Annotated in this window: 18 protein-coding genes; 7 read left to right on the top strand and 11 right to left on the bottom strand. The window is 61.3% G+C overall.

Translation table 11 applies throughout. The features are described 5' to 3' along the window. Nucleotides 1-2: 2 nt before the first annotated feature. Both BM154_RS10735 and BM154_RS10730 read right to left on the bottom strand, forming a co-directional pair. Nucleotides 3-1,022, bottom strand: coding sequence for an extracellular solute-binding protein (locus tag BM154_RS10735; protein ID WP_074883107.1), 1,020 nt, complete (start codon nt 1,020-1,022; stop codon nt 3-5). Between the two features lie 155 nt (nt 1,023-1,177). Beyond that, nucleotides 1,178-2,191, bottom strand: a complete 1,014-nt coding sequence (locus BM154_RS10730) for a saccharopine dehydrogenase (RefSeq protein WP_074883104.1) — start codon at nt 2,189-2,191, stop codon at nt 1,178-1,180. 154 nt (nt 2,192-2,345) lie between these two features. Between BM154_RS10730 and BM154_RS10725 the strand changes: the two genes are divergently transcribed. Beyond that, nucleotides 2,346-2,912: a TetR/AcrR family transcriptional regulator gene (locus tag BM154_RS10725; protein WP_244157129.1), complete on the top strand. Its 567-nt coding sequence runs from the start codon at nt 2,346-2,348 to the stop codon at nt 2,910-2,912. An 85-nt stretch (nt 2,913-2,997) separates the two neighbouring features. After that, nucleotides 2,998-3,369 carry a PH domain-containing protein gene (locus BM154_RS10720; RefSeq protein ID WP_074883101.1) on the top strand — a complete coding sequence of 124 codons (372 nt, stop codon included), beginning with the start codon at nt 2,998-3,000 and terminating at the stop codon, nt 3,367-3,369. A gap of 174 nt (nt 3,370-3,543) precedes the next feature. On the opposite strand, the gene BM154_RS10715 is transcribed toward BM154_RS10720, so the two are convergent. Then, nucleotides 3,544-5,670 carry a TonB-dependent siderophore receptor gene (locus BM154_RS10715; protein WP_074883098.1) on the bottom strand — a complete coding sequence of 709 codons (2,127 nt, stop codon included), beginning with the start codon at nt 5,668-5,670 and terminating at the stop codon, nt 3,544-3,546. Nucleotides 5,671-6,220: 550 nt separating this feature from the next. Between BM154_RS10715 and BM154_RS10710 the strand changes: the two genes are divergently transcribed. After that, entirely contained in the window at nt 6,221-8,167 is a 1,947-nt protein-coding gene (locus BM154_RS10710; RefSeq protein WP_074883095.1) for a putative bifunctional diguanylate cyclase/phosphodiesterase, read from the top strand. Between the two features lie 146 nt (nt 8,168-8,313). Here the strand turns inward: BM154_RS10710 and guaA are convergent, their stop codons facing one another. The 4 genes from guaA to BM154_RS10690 all read right to left on the bottom strand — a co-directional run bounded on the left by guaA (nt 8,314) and on the right by BM154_RS10690 (nt 12,921). Then, the gene (gene guaA / locus BM154_RS10705; RefSeq protein ID WP_074883092.1) at nt 8,314-9,891 is read right to left on the bottom strand and encodes a glutamine-hydrolyzing GMP synthase; all 1,578 of its coding nucleotides are present in this window, start codon (nt 9,889-9,891) and stop codon (nt 8,314-8,316) included. A gap of 211 nt (nt 9,892-10,102) precedes the next feature. Continuing rightward, a complete protein-coding gene (gene guaB / locus BM154_RS10700) occupies nt 10,103-11,572 on the bottom strand; it encodes an IMP dehydrogenase (RefSeq protein WP_074883089.1) in 1,470 nt (489 codons plus the stop codon). A gap of 254 nt (nt 11,573-11,826) precedes the next feature. Continuing rightward, a complete protein-coding gene (locus BM154_RS10695) occupies nt 11,827-12,363 on the bottom strand; it encodes a sugar ABC transporter ATPase (RefSeq protein WP_074883086.1) in 537 nt (178 codons plus the stop codon). A gap of 93 nt (nt 12,364-12,456) precedes the next feature. Continuing rightward, the gene (locus tag BM154_RS10690) at nt 12,457-12,921 is read right to left on the bottom strand and encodes a multidrug/biocide efflux PACE transporter (RefSeq protein WP_074883083.1); all 465 of its coding nucleotides are present in this window, start codon (nt 12,919-12,921) and stop codon (nt 12,457-12,459) included. Nucleotides 12,922-13,007: 86 nt separating this feature from the next. Here BM154_RS10690 and BM154_RS10685 point away from each other — a divergent pair, with 86 nt between their 5' ends. From BM154_RS10685 to BM154_RS10675, 3 genes are read left to right on the top strand one after another with little or no spacing between them, the layout of a single operon-like run. Further along, nucleotides 13,008-13,883: a LysR family transcriptional regulator gene (locus tag BM154_RS10685; RefSeq protein WP_074883080.1), complete on the top strand. Its 876-nt coding sequence runs from the start codon at nt 13,008-13,010 to the stop codon at nt 13,881-13,883. A gap of 8 nt (nt 13,884-13,891) precedes the next feature. Beyond that, nucleotides 13,892-14,143 carry a hypothetical protein gene (locus BM154_RS10680; RefSeq protein ID WP_074883078.1) on the top strand — a complete coding sequence of 84 codons (252 nt, stop codon included), beginning with the start codon at nt 13,892-13,894 and terminating at the stop codon, nt 14,141-14,143. 59 nt (nt 14,144-14,202) lie between these two features. Further along, nucleotides 14,203-14,517 (top strand): NIPSNAP family protein, encoded by a 315-nt coding sequence (locus tag BM154_RS10675; protein ID WP_074885277.1) that lies wholly within the window; start codon nt 14,203-14,205, stop codon nt 14,515-14,517. A 199-nt stretch (nt 14,518-14,716) separates the two neighbouring features. On the opposite strand, the gene BM154_RS10670 is transcribed toward BM154_RS10675, so the two are convergent. Further along, a complete protein-coding gene (locus BM154_RS10670) occupies nt 14,717-15,112 on the bottom strand; it encodes a DUF488 domain-containing protein (RefSeq protein ID WP_074883075.1) in 396 nt (131 codons plus the stop codon). 66 nt (nt 15,113-15,178) lie between these two features. Between BM154_RS10670 and BM154_RS10665 the strand changes: the two genes are divergently transcribed. Continuing rightward, nucleotides 15,179-15,850 carry a COG3650 family protein gene (locus BM154_RS10665; protein ID WP_074883071.1) on the top strand — a complete coding sequence of 224 codons (672 nt, stop codon included), beginning with the start codon at nt 15,179-15,181 and terminating at the stop codon, nt 15,848-15,850. A 20-nt stretch (nt 15,851-15,870) separates the two neighbouring features. Here BM154_RS10665 and BM154_RS10660 read toward each other — a convergent pair whose 3' ends face one another. From BM154_RS10660 to BM154_RS10650, 3 genes are read right to left on the bottom strand one after another with little or no spacing between them, the layout of a single operon-like run. Further along, nucleotides 15,871-16,062: a DUF1289 domain-containing protein gene (locus BM154_RS10660; protein WP_074883068.1), complete on the bottom strand. Its 192-nt coding sequence runs from the start codon at nt 16,060-16,062 to the stop codon at nt 15,871-15,873. Beyond that, the gene (locus BM154_RS10655) at nt 16,062-16,586 is read right to left on the bottom strand and encodes a gamma carbonic anhydrase family protein (RefSeq protein WP_074883066.1); all 525 of its coding nucleotides are present in this window, start codon (nt 16,584-16,586) and stop codon (nt 16,062-16,064) included. Before BM154_RS10655 ends, BM154_RS10660 begins: the two co-directional genes overlap by 1 nt. Nucleotides 16,587-16,608: 22 nt before the next feature. Next, nucleotides 16,609-17,211: a CoA pyrophosphatase gene (locus BM154_RS10650; protein ID WP_074885274.1), complete on the bottom strand. Its 603-nt coding sequence runs from the start codon at nt 17,209-17,211 to the stop codon at nt 16,609-16,611. Between the last annotated feature and the right edge of the window lie 45 nt (nt 17,212-17,256).

The raw sequence follows: 17,256 nt of genomic DNA, 5'->3' as shown, positions 1-17,256 counted from the left end.
GATCAGTTCATACCCACTTCGCGTTGCAGCTCCAGGGCATCCTCGGCCAGGCCGATCTGCGCCGCGGTGATGGCCGGCGGCTTGAGCTGGTCATAGGGCTTGAGCAGCGGGTCGGCCGGCACCTTGGGGTTGACCGGGTATTCGGCGGACTGGGTGAGCACGGCCTTCTGGCCCTCCTCGCTGATCATGAAGGCGAGAAACTGCTGCGCTTCTTTCGGGTGCTTGCTGGCCTTGACCACGGCTGCGCCGGAGACGCTCGACAGGCCGCCGGCATCGCCATCGGCGAAGTAATGCAGTTTGGATTTCAGCTCGCCTTTCTCTTTCTTCAGCGCCGTCCAGTAATAACTGTTGACCAGCGCGGCACCAACCTCGCCGTTCTCCACGGCCTTCATGGCGATCACGTTGTTGGTGTAGGTAGAGCCGAAAGCCTTGAGCCCGGTCAGCCATTCCTCGGCGGCTTCGCGGCCGTTGAGGCGGATGACCGCGGCGGTCTGGCCGAGGAACTCACCACTGCTCGGCACGAAGGCGATCTTGCCAGCCCACTCGGGGTCGGCGACTTCTAGCACGCTCTTCGGCAGTTCGGCTTCAGCGACCAGATCCGGGTTGTAGGCCAGCACGCGCACCCGCGAGGTGATGCCGATCCAATTGCCGTTGTCATCGGAGAACTTGGCGTCGATCTGCTTGAGCGTGCTGTCATCGACCTTGGCCAGCAGGCCCTGGCTACCGAGCTTGATCAGCGGCGGCGCCTCTTCGGTGTAGACGATGTCGGCCGGCGAGCGCTCGCCCTCCTCGGCGATCTGGTTGGCCAGTTGGCCACCGCCGCCCTTGCGGATCAGCACCTTGATACCGGTCTTCTTCTCGAAGGCAGCCGCCACGGCCTTGCCGGTGGCCTCGTGCTGGCCGTTGTAAAGGGTCAGGGTCACCGGATCCTCGGCATGGGCCAGGCCGCTCAGCAGCAGGCCGCAGGACAGGACGCTGGCGCTGATCACGCGCGCCAATCCGGTTACTCGATGTACCGACATAAGCCTCTTCCCCTCGAAACAAATAGTTACCAGGGGATTATACGGGCCAACTGCGTTTGATTCTCAGGAAAATCCACGAGATGAATTCAGCGCTGATGAAACGCCGAAACGCGAGCGGTATGCACCGCTCGCGCCCTGCCACATCATTTTGCGGCCTAGTCCTCGTCCACCTGCAGTTCGCGCAACTCACCTCCCTCCGCCTGCAACCGTTGCAGATAGCGCGAGCGATCCAGCAACTGGTAGGGAAAGTACAGGCCAGGTTTTGTTGCCGCCTTTCCGTCCAGGCCCAACAGGCGTTCGATAAGCATTGCTACGCTCAGGGCAGTCAGCAATGCAGCGCCCTTGGGATGCATGACGGCATGACGGGTGCGCAGCGGCTTGCCTTGCAGATCCTCACCGGACAGCTCGATGAGGATCTCCGTCGACATGGCTCCGCCCTGACGGCTGGTGGAGCTGACATCGATGGCCATGTTGAATTGCACGTTCGGCGCATCCGTGGCCGCCGCAAGACCGACGACATCAATGGATGAAAAACCGCCAGCTTCGATCGGCGTGCCGTCCACGGCGCGGAAGCGGGCTTTTGCCTGGTCGTCCTCACGCCACATATAAACGCCATCACGGCGTGTCAGCGCTGCAGGAAGCATCCGGTTCAGGTGCTCGAAGTCGGTGGCGACGGTCGGCCCGCCGGTATCCTGCTCGTCGACCAGGGCGTTGATACGGATCTCATCGACCCGCCGAAACGCTTCGGCAATGCGCAGCGTGGCCACCGTAGTGGCGCCCACCATCCATTCATAACCCAGCACGATGGGCGCAGCGTCAGGGTTGTGCATGTAGGTGGCGATCTCCGGGGCGATCTCGAACACCCCGGAGGAAATACTCAGGTGCGGCACGCCGCGTTTCTGGGCGAAGCGCAGGCCAGCCAGGGCGTGATCCATATAGAAGACCACCACCGCACTGACCGGTTGATCGCCGAGGCCAAGGTCATCGGCAGCGGGATCCAGCACCACCGCCTGCGCATTGCCGATTCGCTCGGCGGCTTGTTGAGCCTTGGCCAGATCGCGACCAGCGATCAACAAGGCAAGGTCGGGATGCTGGGCACGCAGCGCCGCAGCCGTGTGGTTACCGATGGCTCCAGAGCCACCCATCAACAGAACAGGATCAATAGACATGCTGTACGTCCTCCGTTTACTGGCTTAACCTACCTTTAGTAGGAACCTGTAAATGAGCCTAGCCTCTTTAACCTACCATTGGTAGGTTTCTGTTTTGGAACCCGACGACGTGCAAAAAAACCATCACTCTGCCACTACCCCATCGAGAGGCCGGTTGTCCAAAGCCGAACGTCGACATCAGCTGCTGCAAACCGCGCGGCAGGTGGTGCGCCATGAAGGTGCCGACCGTCTGACTCTCGGCCATCTGGCCACTTGCGCCGGAGTGTCCAAGCCGGTGGTCTACGACCACTTCGGCACCCGTTCCGGCTTGTTGATCGAGCTGTACCGGTGGATCGACATCGAACGGATCAATGCCTTTCGCGAACTGATGGCGGGTACCACCCGCAGCCTGGAGGATACGGCGCAGCTGTTGTCCAGCGCCTATATCGACTGCGCATCCAACAACACTGACGAGTTCTACGCAGTAGGTGCCGCCCTGGCGGGCAGCGATGAGAAGGCCGCGGTATTCCAAGAGCTGCTCGATAACTGCGTGCAGATGTTCGTCAGCGTGCTCGAGCCCCACGCCAACCTGCCGGCTGCCGAGCTGGAGCGGCGCTGCGCCGGCTTGGTCGGCGCGGGCGAAGCGTTGGCAGGCGCGCTGGTGCGCAGCCGGTATGCCAAGGCGGAGGTGATCGCCACCTTTACCTCGCTGATTCAGGGCGCGCTGCAGCAGCCTGCCTGAGCCGCCTGGTGCGGGTGAGTTGCCAAAACGCACCGCGGCAGTCTTCAAGTACAGAACGATTCAAACCTAAAAAAGAGACCAGCAGATGATCGACTTCAATAACAAGGGCTTTTTCAAACTCAAGCAGAACGACGAATACGCCCAGCGCGTCAGCGACTTGCTGCTTGAAAACGAACAGGTCATCGACGCCTACAAATCCATGCGCGACGGCGTGGTGTTCACAGACAAGCGCATCATCGCGGTCAACGTGCAGGGTCTTACCGGCAGCAAGAAGGATTTCACCTCCCTGCCCTACAAGAACATCGTCGCCTATTCCATCGAAACGTCCGGCACCTTCGACCTTGACTCGGAACTGGAGATCTATTTCTCCTCATTGGGCAAAGTGAAGTTCGAATTCACTGGCAAGACGGCGATGGTGGAGATTTCCAAGCTGATTTCGACTCATGTTCTTGGCTGAAGCAAGCGAGCGGTAAGGGGTCGATGCCAATAAAAAAGGCGCCAATCGGTTAACGATTAGCGCCTTTTTCATTGGCGATACATTTTCAGTTATTGCCTGGGCTCAAAGAAGGCCAACGGCAATCAAGGAACATTGCCCGAGCATAGTGCACCGCTCGGGCGACGATTTACCGACTTACCAGTTGTAACTCACCTTGGCAGTGACTTCTCGGCCAGGGTTGTAGTAGTTCGCAGTACCGGAGCCAACCACGTGTTGCTCGTCCAGCAGGTTGCTGAGGTTAACCGACAGGTCAGTCCCCTTGGCGATGTTGTAGTTGAAGGCAGCGTCAAAGAGCGTGGCTGCTTCGCTCTTGCTGGTGTTAGCTGGGTCGAAGTAGTAGGAGCCAACATAACGCGCTCCCAGCCCTACGCTCATGGCGGTACCAGGCAGGTCGTAGTAGGTCCAGAGCGAAGCAGAGTGCTGCGGCGTCACCTCGAATTCGTTGCCCTTGAGGGAAGTACCGTCCCACAACGTGCCACGAACCACATCCGACTTCATATACGAATAACCGCCAACCAGACTCAGGTTCTCGGTAAGCTCCGCTTTCGCCTCCAGATCAAGACCACGCACATTTGTCTCGCCAACATTTTGCTGCTGTATACCCCCACCAGGCACGACTACCGCGATGGTGACATCTTCCTGAGTGAGGTCGTAGATCGCAGCCGAGAACAACGCATTCATCCCCATCGGGGAATACTTCACACCAACCTCGTACTGTTTGCCGCGCTTCGGCGTGGTACCAATCTCGGGTGGCGACACGGACTCCACCATGCTGACATAAGTGGAAACCTCGTCAGTAACGATATAGGTCAGCGCCCCGCGCAGGGAGGTTTCAGAGAAGCTGTCGGAGGTCTTGGTCGAACTGAGCTTGTCGGTCTCGGCAAGATCCATCGAGTCGTTACGCACGCCAGCGGTGACGATAAAGCGCTCGTAGAACGACAGATTCTGCTGCAGGAATACCGACTTGGTTGTGTAGTCCCGTTTCGTCCGAAGATAGGGGACTAGGCCTGCCGGAGCACCACTGTATACGGGATTGGCGATATCAATCGCGGAAACCCCCTGCTGATAGATGGACTCAGCGTCGGTAGACGAATCGCCATACTCCACACCCACCATGGTGCTGCTGTCGATATTCTCGAAACGGGCATCGTACTGCAGCATCAGGTTGCCGTTGACTTGGTCGGCTTCGGTATCAGTGCCGAAAACATCACGATTGCGTAGGGTCCCGGTCCCCGTACCGTTCAAATACAGGTAAGCGAAATCATCGGTAAGTTCGCTGTAGCGCAGATTGCTGCGCAGCACGAAACCATTGTCGAAATCGTGGGTGACGTTACCGCTGATGCTGGTTCGCTCGACATCATGGAAGTTGTAACCAGGTTCCCCGAAGAAATCGCTGCGGTCATATTCCCGATCCAGCGGATACCCGCCGCTATTGGGCGAACTTTTGGTTTTGAGGTGATCCAGAGTCAAGGTACCCGAGGTATAGGCTGTCGGCGCCCAGGTCAGGCCCCCCATCACGAAGCCATTGTCGTCCCGCGAGTGATCGTATTCTCGGTCGCTGTCCTGAAGCTTGCCGGTAAAACGGTAGGCAACGGTCTGGTCGGCGTTCAACGAGTCACCGACGTCGATGCCGGTTTCCTTATGGTTGAACGAACCATAAGTGGCGTAGACCTGACCGAATTTTTCGAAGCGCGGCTTCTTGGTCACGAAGTTGACCGAGCCACCCGGATCGGCGGCGCCAAACAGTGTGGAGTTGGCGCCGCGCAGGACTTCAACACGCTCGTAGGCAAATGGTTCTTCGCGCACACCACGCATCGAGCCCAGGGTCAGACCATCGCGATAGGTAGTGGCCTGAAAGCCACGAATCTTGAAATAGTCGTTGCGATCGTCCGAACCGTAGTAATCCGTGATGATACCCGGCGTGTACTGCAGGAGTTCTTCAGTCGTATTGACGCTGCGCTGCTCGATTTCCTTCTCGGTAACGACCGAAACCGAAGCCGGCGTATTGAGAATGCTGGTCGCAACCTTGCCGCCCACCCAGAGCTCCTGAGCGACCACCGTGTTGGCATCATCGCTGGCGGTCGCCTGCGTGTTGACGATGATCGGTGCAAGGCGATAGGCCTCCTCCTCACTGATAGTGGTGGCCTCCTGGGCAGTTACGCTCAGGGGAACGGCAACCAGCGGCGTGCAGAACAGGGCGGCCGTAGCGGTTCGCTGCCAGGACACGCTGGTGGGAATGGCCCTGGGTTTGCAGTGAGTCATGCTCAAGATCCTTGATTGTTGGAAGCCCCCTGCCCTGCGCGCCATTCGGCGCTGCCGCAGAGGTCAGCAGAGGTCGTACAACAATCATATTCGAAAACCTTTATCACAACGATAGTCATTAACAATAAAGTTCCCGACTGTTACATAAAAATTCGCAGTTTGGATTCCGAACACCGCCACCGCCCAATGCTCTCCACCAATTGAAGGTCTCGGATCACGCCGGTCCGAGCAAGATTCTGCACGCGAACATCACGAAGCCCGCTATAGCAGGGATTTCAGATTTACCGTTCATAGGCGGTAGACGCGGCCCCGGTGGGTGCTGAATGAGCGCCTGGTCGTCTTTCTAACCTGCCACCACCTCCCATCTCACCCGCCACCCTCACGATCGGCTGACGGAACGAAATCAAAGTGCCACTAGTCGTAAAGATTGCAGAAAACTGAAGATCGGCCGACACGATCCCATGAGAGCAGCGCGCAATCCTGCTCGATCCAGGCTGGAAAGGATAATCCGCTCGGTTACTTATCTAGTCTATTTTCAGAGCCTCGCCTGATGAACAAAACCCTGCTCGGCGTACGAGCGCTGATGTCCGTACCCAAGGACAACCCTGGCCTGGTCAAGGCGCAATACATCGCGCTGGCTCGTCAATTACCGATGATGTATTTCATCCTGCTGGTCAACACGCTGATGCTGGCAGGCACCCACTTTGCGGTCGCACCGCGCTGGCTGGTGGTGTATTGCCCGGCGATCATGACGTTGTTCGGCGTGATTCGTGCCGTGGAATGGTTCCGTACGCGCGAGCGGACGCGCAGCCCGGCGCAGATGCTGACGGCACTGAAACGCACCAACATGCTCGCACCGTTCGTGGCCGTGGCCTTCACCGCCTGGTCGCTGGCACTGTTTCCTTATGGCGATGGCTACACCCAGGCGCATGTCGCCTTCTATATGGCGATCACCGTCATCGGCTGCATCTTCTGCATGATGCACCTGCTGCCAGCCGCCCTGGCCACCACGGCAGTGGTCAACACGGCGTTCGTGGTGTTCTTTGCATCGACCAATATCATTACCTTCGTTGCCACGGCGATTGACGTGCTGCTGGTGTCCATCGCCATGCTGGTCATCCTCAAGGCACAGTACGCCGACTTCACCCGGCTGGTGAACATGCAGGCGCAAACGGCAAAACTCAGCGAGGAAAACCTCCATCTGGCCAATCAGGACAGCCTCACCGGGCTGGCCAATCGACGGCAGTTCTTTTCCCGCCTCGACACGCAATTGTCCCGTGCCTGCGAGCAACAGACTCGCCTGGCCGTGGGGCTGATCGACCTGGATGGCTTCAAGCCGGTCAACGATCTGTATGGCCATAGCGTTGGCGACCGGCTGCTCTATCAGGTTGGCCAGCGCCTGACCGGGCTGCTCGACGAGGGTGTGCACCTGGCCCGGCTCGGCGGCGACGAGTTCGCGCTGATCATCACCCAAGCCATGAGCGACGGCCAGTTGCGGGCGTTTGGCGAGAAAATCTGCGCCAGCCTGCGCGAGCCTTTCCTGCTGGTTGACATCCCCATCCAGATCAGTGGGTCACTGGGCATCGCGACCTTTCCGGACCAGGCATCCAGCCCCACCCAGGTGTACGAATACGCCGACTATGCCCTGTACCAGAGCAAGCGCCACCGCCCCGGCACGGTGTGCCTGTTCAGCGCAGCCCATCGCCAGCAGCTCAACCGCGAAGGGCTTACCGAACAGGCCCTGCGCAGGGCCGATCTGGCTACTGAGTTTCACGTGGTGTTCCAACCGATCGTGGATATTCACCGTTCGCAAACCGTCGCCTTCGAGGCACTGGCACGCTGGGAAAGCCCGGAGCTGGGTAACGTGCCGCCAGGTGAGTTCATCCCGATAGCCGAGCGCGTCGGCATGGTCAATCGCCTCACGGTGCCATTGCTGAGAGAGGCACTGGATACGGCCGCCAGTTGGCCTGCAGGTATGCGCCTGTCATTCAACCTGTCGGCCCACGACTGTGGTTCGCAGGACGCCGCCCAGCAGATCGTCGAACTGATCAAGCGCAGCCCCTTCGACCCGGCCCGTCTCGATCTCGAGATCACCGAAACCGCGGCCATCCAGGACCTGCCGCAGACCCAGCGGACGATCAGCCGGTTGCGCGAACTGGGCTGCGGCATTTCCCTCGACGACTTCGGCACCGGCTATTCCAGCCTGAGCCACATCCACGCGCTGTCGTTGACCAAACTGAAGGTGGACCGCACCTTCGTCACCGCCATCGACGTCGACCCGGCCAGCTTCAAGATCGTCAAGTCGCTGATTGCCCTATGCCAGGACATGCAGCTGGAGTGCATCGTCGAAGGCGTGGAAACCGCCAACGAACTCGGCGCCCTGAAAAAACTCGGCTGCACCTGGGCCCAGGGCTACCTGTTCGCCAAACCCATGCCTGCCTGCGACATCCGCGCCTGGCTTGAAGGCGAGAGACTGGCCAGGGCGCAGGTGGTTTGATCCGGCGACAGGACAGGCATAACCCGCGCTCATATCTCGAGCCCCATAAGCGCTACCCGGATTTGCCAGCCCCATAATGCCCAAAGCCCGCATTAAGCGGGCTTTGGGTTTTTTTGACCTGATGCCGGCTTACACCGGATGCGGAGTCACTCCCACTCGATGGTCGCGGGCGGCTTGCTCGACACGTCGTAGGTAACGCGGGAGATGCCGTCGATTTCGTTGATGATCCGGCCGCTGACGGTCTCCAGCAGCTCGTAGGGCAGGTGCGCCCAGCGCGCGGTCATGAAGTCCACGGTTTCCACGGCGCGCAGGGCGACGACCCAGGCGTAGCGACGGCCATCACCGACCACGCCCACCGAGCGTACCGGCTGGAACACCACGAAGGCCTGGCTGGTCTTGTGGTACCAGTCCGCCTTGCGCAGTTCTTCGATGAAGATGTGGTCGGCGCGGCGCAGGATGTCGGCGTATTCCTTCTTCACTTCACCGAGAATGCGCACGCCCAGGCCCGGGCCCGGGAACGGGTGGCGGTAGACCATGTCGTAGGGCAGGCCCAGTTCCAGTCCGATCTTGCGCACTTCGTCCTTGAACAGTTCGCGCAGCGGCTCGACCAGCTTGAGGTTCATTTCCTCCGGCAGGCCGCCGACGTTGTGGTGCGATTTGATCACGTGGGCCTTGCCGCTCTTGGCGCCAGCCGACTCGATCACGTCCGGGTAGATGGTGCCCTGGGCGAGGAACTGGATGTTGTCCAGCTTGCTGGCTTCGGCATCAAACACGTCGATGAAGGTGCGGCCGATGATCTTGCGCTTCTTCTCCGGGTCGGCTTCGCCAGCCAGGTTGTCGAGAAACTGCTGCTCGGCATCGGCGCGGATCACCTTGACGCCCATGTTCTCCTTGAACATGGCCATCACCTGGTCGCCTTCATGCAGGCGCAGCAGGCCGTTGTCGACGAACACGCAGGTCAGCTGGTCGCCGATCGCCTTGTGCAGCAGCGCGGCAACCACGGATGAGTCGACGCCGCCGGACAGGCCCAACAGCACGTTGGCCGAACCGACCTGCTCACGCACCTGGGCGATGGCGTCTTCGACGATGTTGGACGGAGTCCACAGGGCTTCGCAGCCGCAGATGTCCTGCACGAAACGGGTAAGGATACGACCGCCCTGCTTGGTGTGGGTCACTTCCGGGTGGAACTGCACGCCGTAGTAGCCGCGGGCGTCGTCGAACATACCGGCAATCGGGCAGCTCGGGGTGCTCGCCAGGATGTTGAACTGGCCGGGCAGCTCGGTGACCTTGTCGCCGTGGCTCATCCACACGTCCAGGCCCAGCACGCCGTCGGCGTCGACATGGTCTTCGATGCCGTCGAGCAGCTTGCTCTTGCCGACTACATCGACGCGGGCATAACCGAATTCGCGCAGGTCGGAGCCGGCGACCTTGCCGCCCAGTTGCTCGGCCATGGTCTGCATGCCGTAGCAGATACCCAGCAGCGGCACGCCGAGGTCGAATACGGCCTGGCGCGCGCGCGGGCTGTCGGCTTCATGTACCGACTCCGGGCCGCCGGCGAGGATGATGCCGCGCGGAGCGAAGGCACGAATGTCCTCTTCGGACATGTCCCAGGGGTGCAGTTCGCAGAACACGCCGATCTCGCGCACACGGCGGGCAATCAGCTGGGTGTACTGGGAACCGAAGTCGAGGATCAGGATGCGGTGAGCGTGAATGTCGAGGGCCATGACTCTGTTCTCGTCAGTGGAAGCAGAAACAACGCGGGGCTGTCGATACAGCCCCGTTCTTAATTCAGTTCAAAAATCGATTTGCCGCGTCGCGAGCGATGAGCAGGCAAGGCGGAGAGAAGCGAGAAAGCGGAGTTTGCTGGAGCAAATGAGCATTTCGAGCTTCTCTCCAACGCAGCATGCTCAAGCGCAGCAGCGTCAAATCGATTTTTCAGCCTACGCGGTAGTTCGGGGCCTCTTTAGTGATCTGCACGTCGTGGACGTGGGATTCGGCCATGCCGGCACCGGTGATGCGCACGAACTCGGGCTTGGTGCGCATCTCTTCGATGGTCGCGCAGCCGGTGTAGCCCATGGAGGCACGCAGGCCGCCCATCAGCTGATGAACGATGGAGCCCATGGCGCCCTTATAGGCCACACGGCCTTCGATGCCTTCGGGTACCAGCTTCTCGGCACCGGCGGCGGAGTCCTGGAAGTAACGATCCGAAGACCCCTGAGCCTGGGACATGGCGCCCAGCGAACCCATGCCGCGGTAGGCCTTGTAGGAACGGCCCTGGAACAGCTCGATCTCGCCCGGCGCTTCTTCGGTACCGGCCAGCATGGAGCCGATCATCACGGCAGAGGCGCCGGCGACGATGGCCTTGGACAGGTCACCGGAGAAGCGGATGCCACCATCGGCGATCAGCGGGATACCGGTGCCTTGCAGCGCAGCAGCGACGTTGGCAACGGCGGAGATTTGCGGCACGCCAACACCGGCGACGATACGGGTGGTGCAGATCGAGCCTGGGCCGATGCCGACCTTGACCGCGTCAGCGCCGGCTTCAGCCAACGCCAGCGCAGCAGCGCCGGTAGCGATGTTGCCGCCGATCACCTGGATGTCCGGGAAGTTCTGCTTGACCCAGCGCACGCGCTCGATCACACCCTTGGAGTGACCGTGGGCGGTGTCGACGATGATCACGTCGACGCCGGCATGGGCCAGTGCGGCAACGCGGTCGCCGGTATCGGCGCCAGTACCGACGGCTGCACCAACGCGCAGACGACCCTGGTCGTCCTTGCTGGCCAGCGGGTAGGCCTTGGCCTTTTCGATGTCCTTGACGGTCATCATGCCTTTGAGCGTGAATGCGTCGTCAACGATCAGCACTTTCTCGATGCGGTGCTTGTGCAGCACTTCGCGAACGGCTTCCTTGGCAGCGCCTTCCTTGACGGTGACGAGGCGCTCTTTGGGCGTCATCACTTCACGGACGGTGGCGTCCAGGCGGGTCTCGAAACGCACGTCACGGGAAGTGACGATGCCCACCAGGTCGCCATTGCTCAGCACCGGCACGCCGGAGATGTTGTTCTGGCGGGTCAGCTCGAACAGATCACGCACGGTGGCATCGGCCTCGATGGTGATCGGGTCCTTGACCACGCCGGACTCGAACTTCTTGACCTTGCGCACTTCGGCAGCCTGCTGCTCGACGGTCATGTTCTTGTGGATGATGCCAATGCCGCCTTCCTGCGCCATGGCGATGGCCAGGCGAGCTTCGGTGACGGTATCCATGGCCGCGGAAAGCAGCGGGATATTCAGCTCGATGCCGCGGGTAAGGCGAGTCTTGAGGCTCACGTCCTTCGGCAGAACGTCGGAAAAACCGGGAATAAGAAGAACGTCGTCGAAGGTAAGGGCTTCTTGACTGATACGCAGCATGGCGGGGGCTCCCAGGCGGGAAAATTGGAAGCGCGCCATTATACCGAGTCAGTCTCTGTCACTCAATGTAAAGAATGGCGGATCGACCGTTCGGCAATTAATATCAATGATTCTCAACGAGCGGGGAACCGATGGGGATTCATGCAGCCTGATCTATTTCAGGCTCAAGGAAGAGCTCCCCTCTCCCTGTAGCGCCGCACCAGCATGCTGATCAACATGCCGCAGCGTCGGTGCAGCATCGGCAACACGCTGTCTCAGGCCTGCACAAGCGCCACCGGATACCCCAGCCGTTCGGCGAACTCTTCGACGAAGGCTGGCGTAAAGCGCGCATCGGCCCAGCCGTTGAAGATGAACCCCAAGTTGGAAAAGCCGCAGGGCTGCAGGAACAGAAAGCCGTTGATGTCATCTTCGTGCCGGCATTCGGGGCAGGTGAAGTTGTCGGTGTCGCCAGGCATCCATTCATCCAGGCTCTCGAACAACGCCTCGCCGACTTCCCGGCGGCACTCGGGGCAACCCGCCTCCTCGAGAAAATCCTCGATGGGCGTGTAGATGCAGCGCCGGTAGATGACCTCAAGACCATTGACGGGCTGGCCGAACGGCAGCCGCTCGGCGGACTCGACCACCCTGCTCGCCCCCGGCGCGATGGCGTAGGCCATGCCGCTGCGCCCGCAGGTAGTGGGCAATGCCTCGACGATATCGCGCTTGGCCAGCCAGCGCAGGATCTGCTGCGCCTTGCGTTCGTGACCGGGAAAGCTGGAAATGCGCGGGACGATGATGCTTTGCGTGGCCATGCCGACTCTTCGGATATCGAAACCGCGCAGCTTAGTGGCAGCCGCCAGCCGGCCACAAGTCGACCGGGACTGACGGTTATACGCGCTTGCCGCTCAGGAGCACGCCAGGGTGCGGTCCTGACGCCGGCTGAAGTAGCGCTCGCGCAGCTTGTCGTAGGCCAGGTTGTAGCCCAGGGTATACGGCAGGAAGAACAGGATCAGGCCGATATCCAGGAAGAACGCCGCCACCAGGCTGATCGACAGCCACCACGCCGCCAGCGGTACCAGCACCAGAATCAGGCCAGCCTCGAACAGCAGCGCATGGCTGATCCGCGCCCACAGGCCACGCTCGAAGCCCATGCGTCGTTGCGCGGCATCGAACAGGATGTTGAAGATCATGTTCCAGAGCATGGCGATGGCCGAGAACATCAGGGTCAGGGCGCCCATATGCGCCAGCGACTTGCCCATCGCCCAGGCCAGTAGCGGCGCGCACACCACCACGGCGATCAGTTCGAACAGGGTGGCGTGGAATACGCGCTCCTTCATGGAGCGCCGGGCAACTATGTTTGACTGCTTCATATCAGACTCGCTAGGTGATCTGGAATGGCGCTATTCTCATCGGCAAAACTGCCAGATAGAAATTAACAGCCATCGGCTAAACCGATATGAACCTTTCACCCGAATCCTTGCAGGCCTTCGCCCAGGCGGCTGCCACCGGCTCGTTCAGTGCTGCGGCAAGGCGCCTGGGCAAAAGCCAGTCGACGATCAGCGAGGCGATTTCGCGCCTCGAAGTCGACCTCGACGTTACCCTATTCGTGCGCGGCGCCCGGCAACTGGCACTGACCGAAGCCGGCAGCAGCCTGCTGAGCCGCGTGCAGGACGTACTGGCCGCCTCGGACCGCCTCCTGCGCCAGGCCAGCCAGCTGGCGGCGGGCCTGGAGCCCAAGCTGACCCTGGTGCTTTCCGATGCCTACCAGGCCAGCCAGTACCAGGCGCGCCTGAGCGAGCTGGATGAGCGCTACCCTGATCTGGAGTTCGAGTGTTTCTTCGCCGAACACGCCGATGTGCTCGACCTGGTCGGCCAGGGTCGCGCCCACCTGGGCCTGCTTGCCGCCCAGGCCGCCTACCCGCCCGAGCTGGCCCATGCGAGCCTGGCCGATGCAGCGGACTTCGGCCTGTTCGTGGTCAAGGGCCACCCGCTCAGCCAGTTGCCTCGCGTTACCCTGGAAGACCTGGTGCACTGGCGGGTGCTGCGCCTGAGCACCGTGGCCGATCAGGGTGATGCGCTGGATGACCTGCCCGGCAGCGGCGGTCGCTGCTGGTCCGCGCCGGATTACCTGCTGTTGCTGGAAATGGCCGCCCTTGGCTTCGGCTGGGCCGCCCTGCCTCGGCAACTGGTGCAGAACCACGGCGGCGAAAACCTGCACGAACTCAAGGTCAATGGCTGGCCGAAACAAGTGCCCGTCGATGTGGTCTGGTCCCGGGTAAGGCCCCTGGGACCAGCGGCCTCATGGCTGCTGGAACGACTGTTGAGCGCATGAGGGGGACCATGAAGAGCTTCACGCCAATCGATCTCGAGCGCCGCAGTTTCACGGGACTGCGCTGCGTCTTTCTGGTGATCATGGTGCTGGCAGTTGGCGGGTCGCTGTACACCCTGGTCGCGACGGCCTTCAACCTGTGGCTGGCAGGTCTTCTGCTGCTGCCCAATAGCCTGCTGATCTATCTCAGCGTCTTCGCCAAGGATAACACCCTGCGTAACACCCACGAGACCTTGAAGATGCTTGGCGACACCTTCGGCTGAGCATGATGCCGGGCTTCTGCGAGCTGGGCTATGCTGCTCGCCCCGTCAAGGAGAAGACCATGATCACCTGCTACCTGCGCTACATCATCGACCCTTACCAGCTGGCCGAATTCGAGCACTACGCCAAATTGTGGATTCCCCTAGTGGAGAAATTCGGCGGCCAGCACCACGGCTATTTCCTACCTAGCGAAGGTGCCAACAACGTGGCCCTGGCGCTGTTCAGCTTTCCCAGCCTGGCCGCCTACGAGGACTACCGCGAGCGCTCCATGCAGGACAAAGAGTGCTTGGCCGCGTTCGCCTACGCCCAGCAGAACCGCTGCATTCTCAGCTACGAGCGCAGCTTTATGCGCCCGGTTGGCGTTGAACCCCGTTAACGATCTTCTGGTTTCTGGGCACTTGGATCCAGTGAATCGGTTGCAATAAAGCAAAAGCAGACATTGTTGTTTTACCTGTAGGAACGCGCCATGCCCGTGATTTTTTCGCGGGCATGGCCCGCTCCCACAGATACTGCGCCGGTGGCCGCTTCCCCAGTTGCAGTCATTACGGTGCATGCCCGGAAACCAGCTCTAAGCCCTACAGCTCACCGGCATAGCACACCGGTGAGCTGCCCGTGCCCCGCCGCTCCAGTTCATCCTCGAGAAAATCCTGCAGTACGCATGCGTTGTTGTGCTCCTGATCGCGGGTGGCGTACAGCAGCGTCAGCTTTCCTGCTGCGGCGCGTGCCAGCAGGCCCTGCCAATACTCCGGGCGGGCCGCCAGTTCACGGCGATAGGCCTCGCCAAAGGCCGCGAATGCCTCGGGACGGTGGGCGAATTCGCGGCGCAACTCGGTCGATGGCGCCACCTCGCGCAGCCACTCGTCATGCTGCAATCGACTCTTGCTCACGCCCCTCGGCCACAGCCGATCGACCAGCACCCGGTAGCCGTCATCATCTTCAACCGGCTGGTAAACCCGCTTGCAGCAAATCATTGCCAGGCCTCCTTGAGATTGACCCACGGCATCGGTAACGTGGCCGCTCGCCAGATGGAGAGCCCCATGCACATCAGCCGCAAATTCTTAGTGTTTACCCTGTTGCCGCTGTTCGCCAGTTGCGCGGTGTACACGGGCAAACCCGTGTCCCCCGAGAAATCCGAGACACGCCTGCAGGGCGAGCTGACCCGCGAGAACGGCCAGCTGTGGCTCAAGCCCTGCGAGGATCCACGGCGTTTTGCGATCACCGAGGGCAACACCACCATCACTCAGGATGCCAGCGAGCTGCTGGGCGACGGCCATTCCGCTCTGTTCGCCGACCTGCGTGGGGTCATGGGCTCGACCCAGGTCAGTGGTGCCGACGGCGCGATGCAGGTCGGCCGGGTATACCGCCTGCAACCCGAAGGCCACGGCTGCGACGACCCCAACTTCAAACGCACGCTGGTGCGCGCCGCCGGCCAGGAGCCGTTCTGGAGCGTCACGGTGAGCAATCAGGGCATGGTGCTCAGCGGGCCCGACCGCGCACCGCTGGCGTTGCCCTATATGGAAGAGCAGCTGCCCGAGGGGCGCATCAACCTGACCAGTGAAGCCAATGGCGAGCGCGTGGAGCTGTGGCTGGCGCCGCAGCGTTGCGTCAACAGCATGAGTGGCGCGGTCGAGCACATGACGGCCCAGCTGCGCCTCAACGGCAAGCTGATGCGCGGCTGCGCTTCGTTCGGCGGCGCGCGCAACGACTAGTTGGTGGATATGGGCATCGGCTACAGCAGGATGCCCTTGTCGCGGGCCCGCTCGTGGCACAGCTGCAACACCTGACGGCGCTCGTCATTGTCCATGCGGCTCCAGCGGGTGATCTCGTCGACATTGCGCTGGCAGCCGATGCAGATGTCTTCTTCGTCCAGCGCACAGACATGCACGCAGGGCGAGGCGACCGGGCGTTCGAGGGTCTGCATCAGTCGTCCTGCTCACTGAGTTCGGCGGCGTAGCGCTTGGCGTTCTGCACGTAATGGGCGGCGCCGGCTTCGAGCATTTTCTTCTGCTGCTCGGTAAGCTCGCGCACCACCTTGCCGGGTGAGCCGACCACCAGCGAGCCGTCTGGAATCTCCTTGCCCTCGGCGATCAGCGCATTGGCGCCGATGATGCAGTGCTTGCCGATGCGCGCACCGTTGAGCACCACGGCATTGATGCCAACCAGGCTGTAATCGCCCACCGTACAGCCATGCAGCATGGCGTTGTGGCCGACGGTCACGCCAGTGCCCAGGGTGAGCGGCGAGCCCGGGTCGGTGTGCAGCACCGCACCGTCCTGCACGTTGCTGTTCTCGCCGATATGAATCAGCTCGTTGTCGCCACGCAGCACAGCGCCGAACCAGACGCTGGCGCCCTCGTCGAGGCGCACCTTGCCGATCACCGTGGCGTTGGGGGCGATCCAGCTCTCTGGGTGCTGGTCGACGCGGGTATTGCCCAGGCGGTATTTCATGGCAGGGATCTCGCAGGCTGGTTCACGTGAGGTGAACGTAATGCTCGGGTGGACGGCGCATGTCGATACCGGCGTCATAAACCAGGTTGACCAGTTCGACCAGCATGATCGCCGTCAGCCCCCAGATCTTGTATTCGCCGTAGCGATAGCTCGGCACGTACCAGCTGTGCCCGAGGTAATCGATACGGTGGGTGACCTCGCGAGGATCGCTGCGAAAGAACTCCAGTGGCACCGAAAACACCGCAGCAATCTCGCCATCGTTGGCCTGGTAGTCGACGAAATCCGGCACCACGCCGACATAGGGCGTGACCTGGATACCGTGCCGGGAGACCAGGGTGCCCAGCGGGCCGACGATCTCCACCAGGCCTGGCGGCAGGCCGATTTCTTCCTCGGCTTCGCGCAAGGCGGTATCGATCAGGTCGCGGTCTTCCGGATCGCGGCGCCCACCTGGAAAGGCGACTTCGCCGCCATGGGTGGACAGGCCGCTGGCGCGCAGGGTAAGCACCACTTCCGGTTCGTCGCTGCGGGTGATGGGCACCAGCACCGCCGCCTCGGGAAAGCCCTCCTGGGTTTCCATGAAGCGCGGGCTGTAATCGCGTACACGTTGGAGTAGCTCGTCCAGCATGGGCATTCTCGGCATTCTTCTGCGCCGGATAATGGCACGAAAGCA

It is taken from the genome of Phytopseudomonas argentinensis (genome assembly GCF_900113905.1).
In the GTDB taxonomy this organism is placed as follows: Bacteria; Pseudomonadota; Gammaproteobacteria; order Pseudomonadales; family Pseudomonadaceae; genus Aquipseudomonas; species Aquipseudomonas argentinensis.
The sequence above is the reverse complement of the archived record's forward strand: the minus strand, read 5'-3'. Positions and strand labels throughout refer to the sequence as shown.

Bases quoted from the DNA above. Each gene is read 5' to 3' on its own strand.
- BM154_RS10710 (WP_074883095.1), top strand. From the start codon at position 6,221: ATGAACAAAACCCTGCTCGGCGTACGAGCGCTGATGTCCGTACCCAAG.
- BM154_RS10675 (WP_074885277.1), top strand. From the start codon at position 14,203: ATGATCACCTGCTACCTGCGCTACATCATCGACCCTTACCAGCTGGCC.
- BM154_RS10695 (WP_074883086.1), bottom strand. From the start codon at position 12,363: ATGGCCACGCAAAGCATCATCGTCCCGCGCATTTCCAGCTTTCCCGGT.
- BM154_RS10690 (WP_074883083.1), bottom strand. From the start codon at position 12,921: ATGAAGCAGTCAAACATAGTTGCCCGGCGCTCCATGAAGGAGCGCGTA.
- BM154_RS10735 (WP_074883107.1), bottom strand. From the start codon at position 1,022: ATGTCGGTACATCGAGTAACCGGATTGGCGCGCGTGATCAGCGCCAGC.
- BM154_RS10660 (WP_074883068.1), bottom strand. From the start codon at position 16,062: ATGCAGACCCTCGAACGCCCGGTCGCCTCGCCCTGCGTGCATGTCTGT.
- BM154_RS10680 (WP_074883078.1), top strand. From the start codon at position 13,892: ATGAAGAGCTTCACGCCAATCGATCTCGAGCGCCGCAGTTTCACGGGA.
- guaA (WP_074883092.1), bottom strand. From the start codon at position 9,891: ATGGCCCTCGACATTCACGCTCACCGCATCCTGATCCTCGACTTCGGT.
- BM154_RS10730 (WP_074883104.1), bottom strand. From the start codon at position 2,191: ATGTCTATTGATCCTGTTCTGTTGATGGGTGGCTCTGGAGCCATCGGT.
- BM154_RS10715 (WP_074883098.1), bottom strand. From the start codon at position 5,670: ATGACTCACTGCAAACCCAGGGCCATTCCCACCAGCGTGTCCTGGCAG.
- BM154_RS10665 (WP_074883071.1), top strand. From the start codon at position 15,179: ATGCACATCAGCCGCAAATTCTTAGTGTTTACCCTGTTGCCGCTGTTC.
- BM154_RS10655 (WP_074883066.1), bottom strand. From the start codon at position 16,586: ATGAAATACCGCCTGGGCAATACCCGCGTCGACCAGCACCCAGAGAGC.
- guaB (WP_074883089.1), bottom strand. From the start codon at position 11,572: ATGCTGCGTATCAGTCAAGAAGCCCTTACCTTCGACGACGTTCTTCTT.
- BM154_RS10670 (WP_074883075.1), bottom strand. From the start codon at position 15,112: ATGATTTGCTGCAAGCGGGTTTACCAGCCGGTTGAAGATGATGACGGC.
- BM154_RS10650 (WP_074885274.1), bottom strand. From the start codon at position 17,211: ATGCTGGACGAGCTACTCCAACGTGTACGCGATTACAGCCCGCGCTTC.
- BM154_RS10685 (WP_074883080.1), top strand. From the start codon at position 13,008: ATGAACCTTTCACCCGAATCCTTGCAGGCCTTCGCCCAGGCGGCTGCC.
- BM154_RS10720 (WP_074883101.1), top strand. From the start codon at position 2,998: ATGATCGACTTCAATAACAAGGGCTTTTTCAAACTCAAGCAGAACGAC.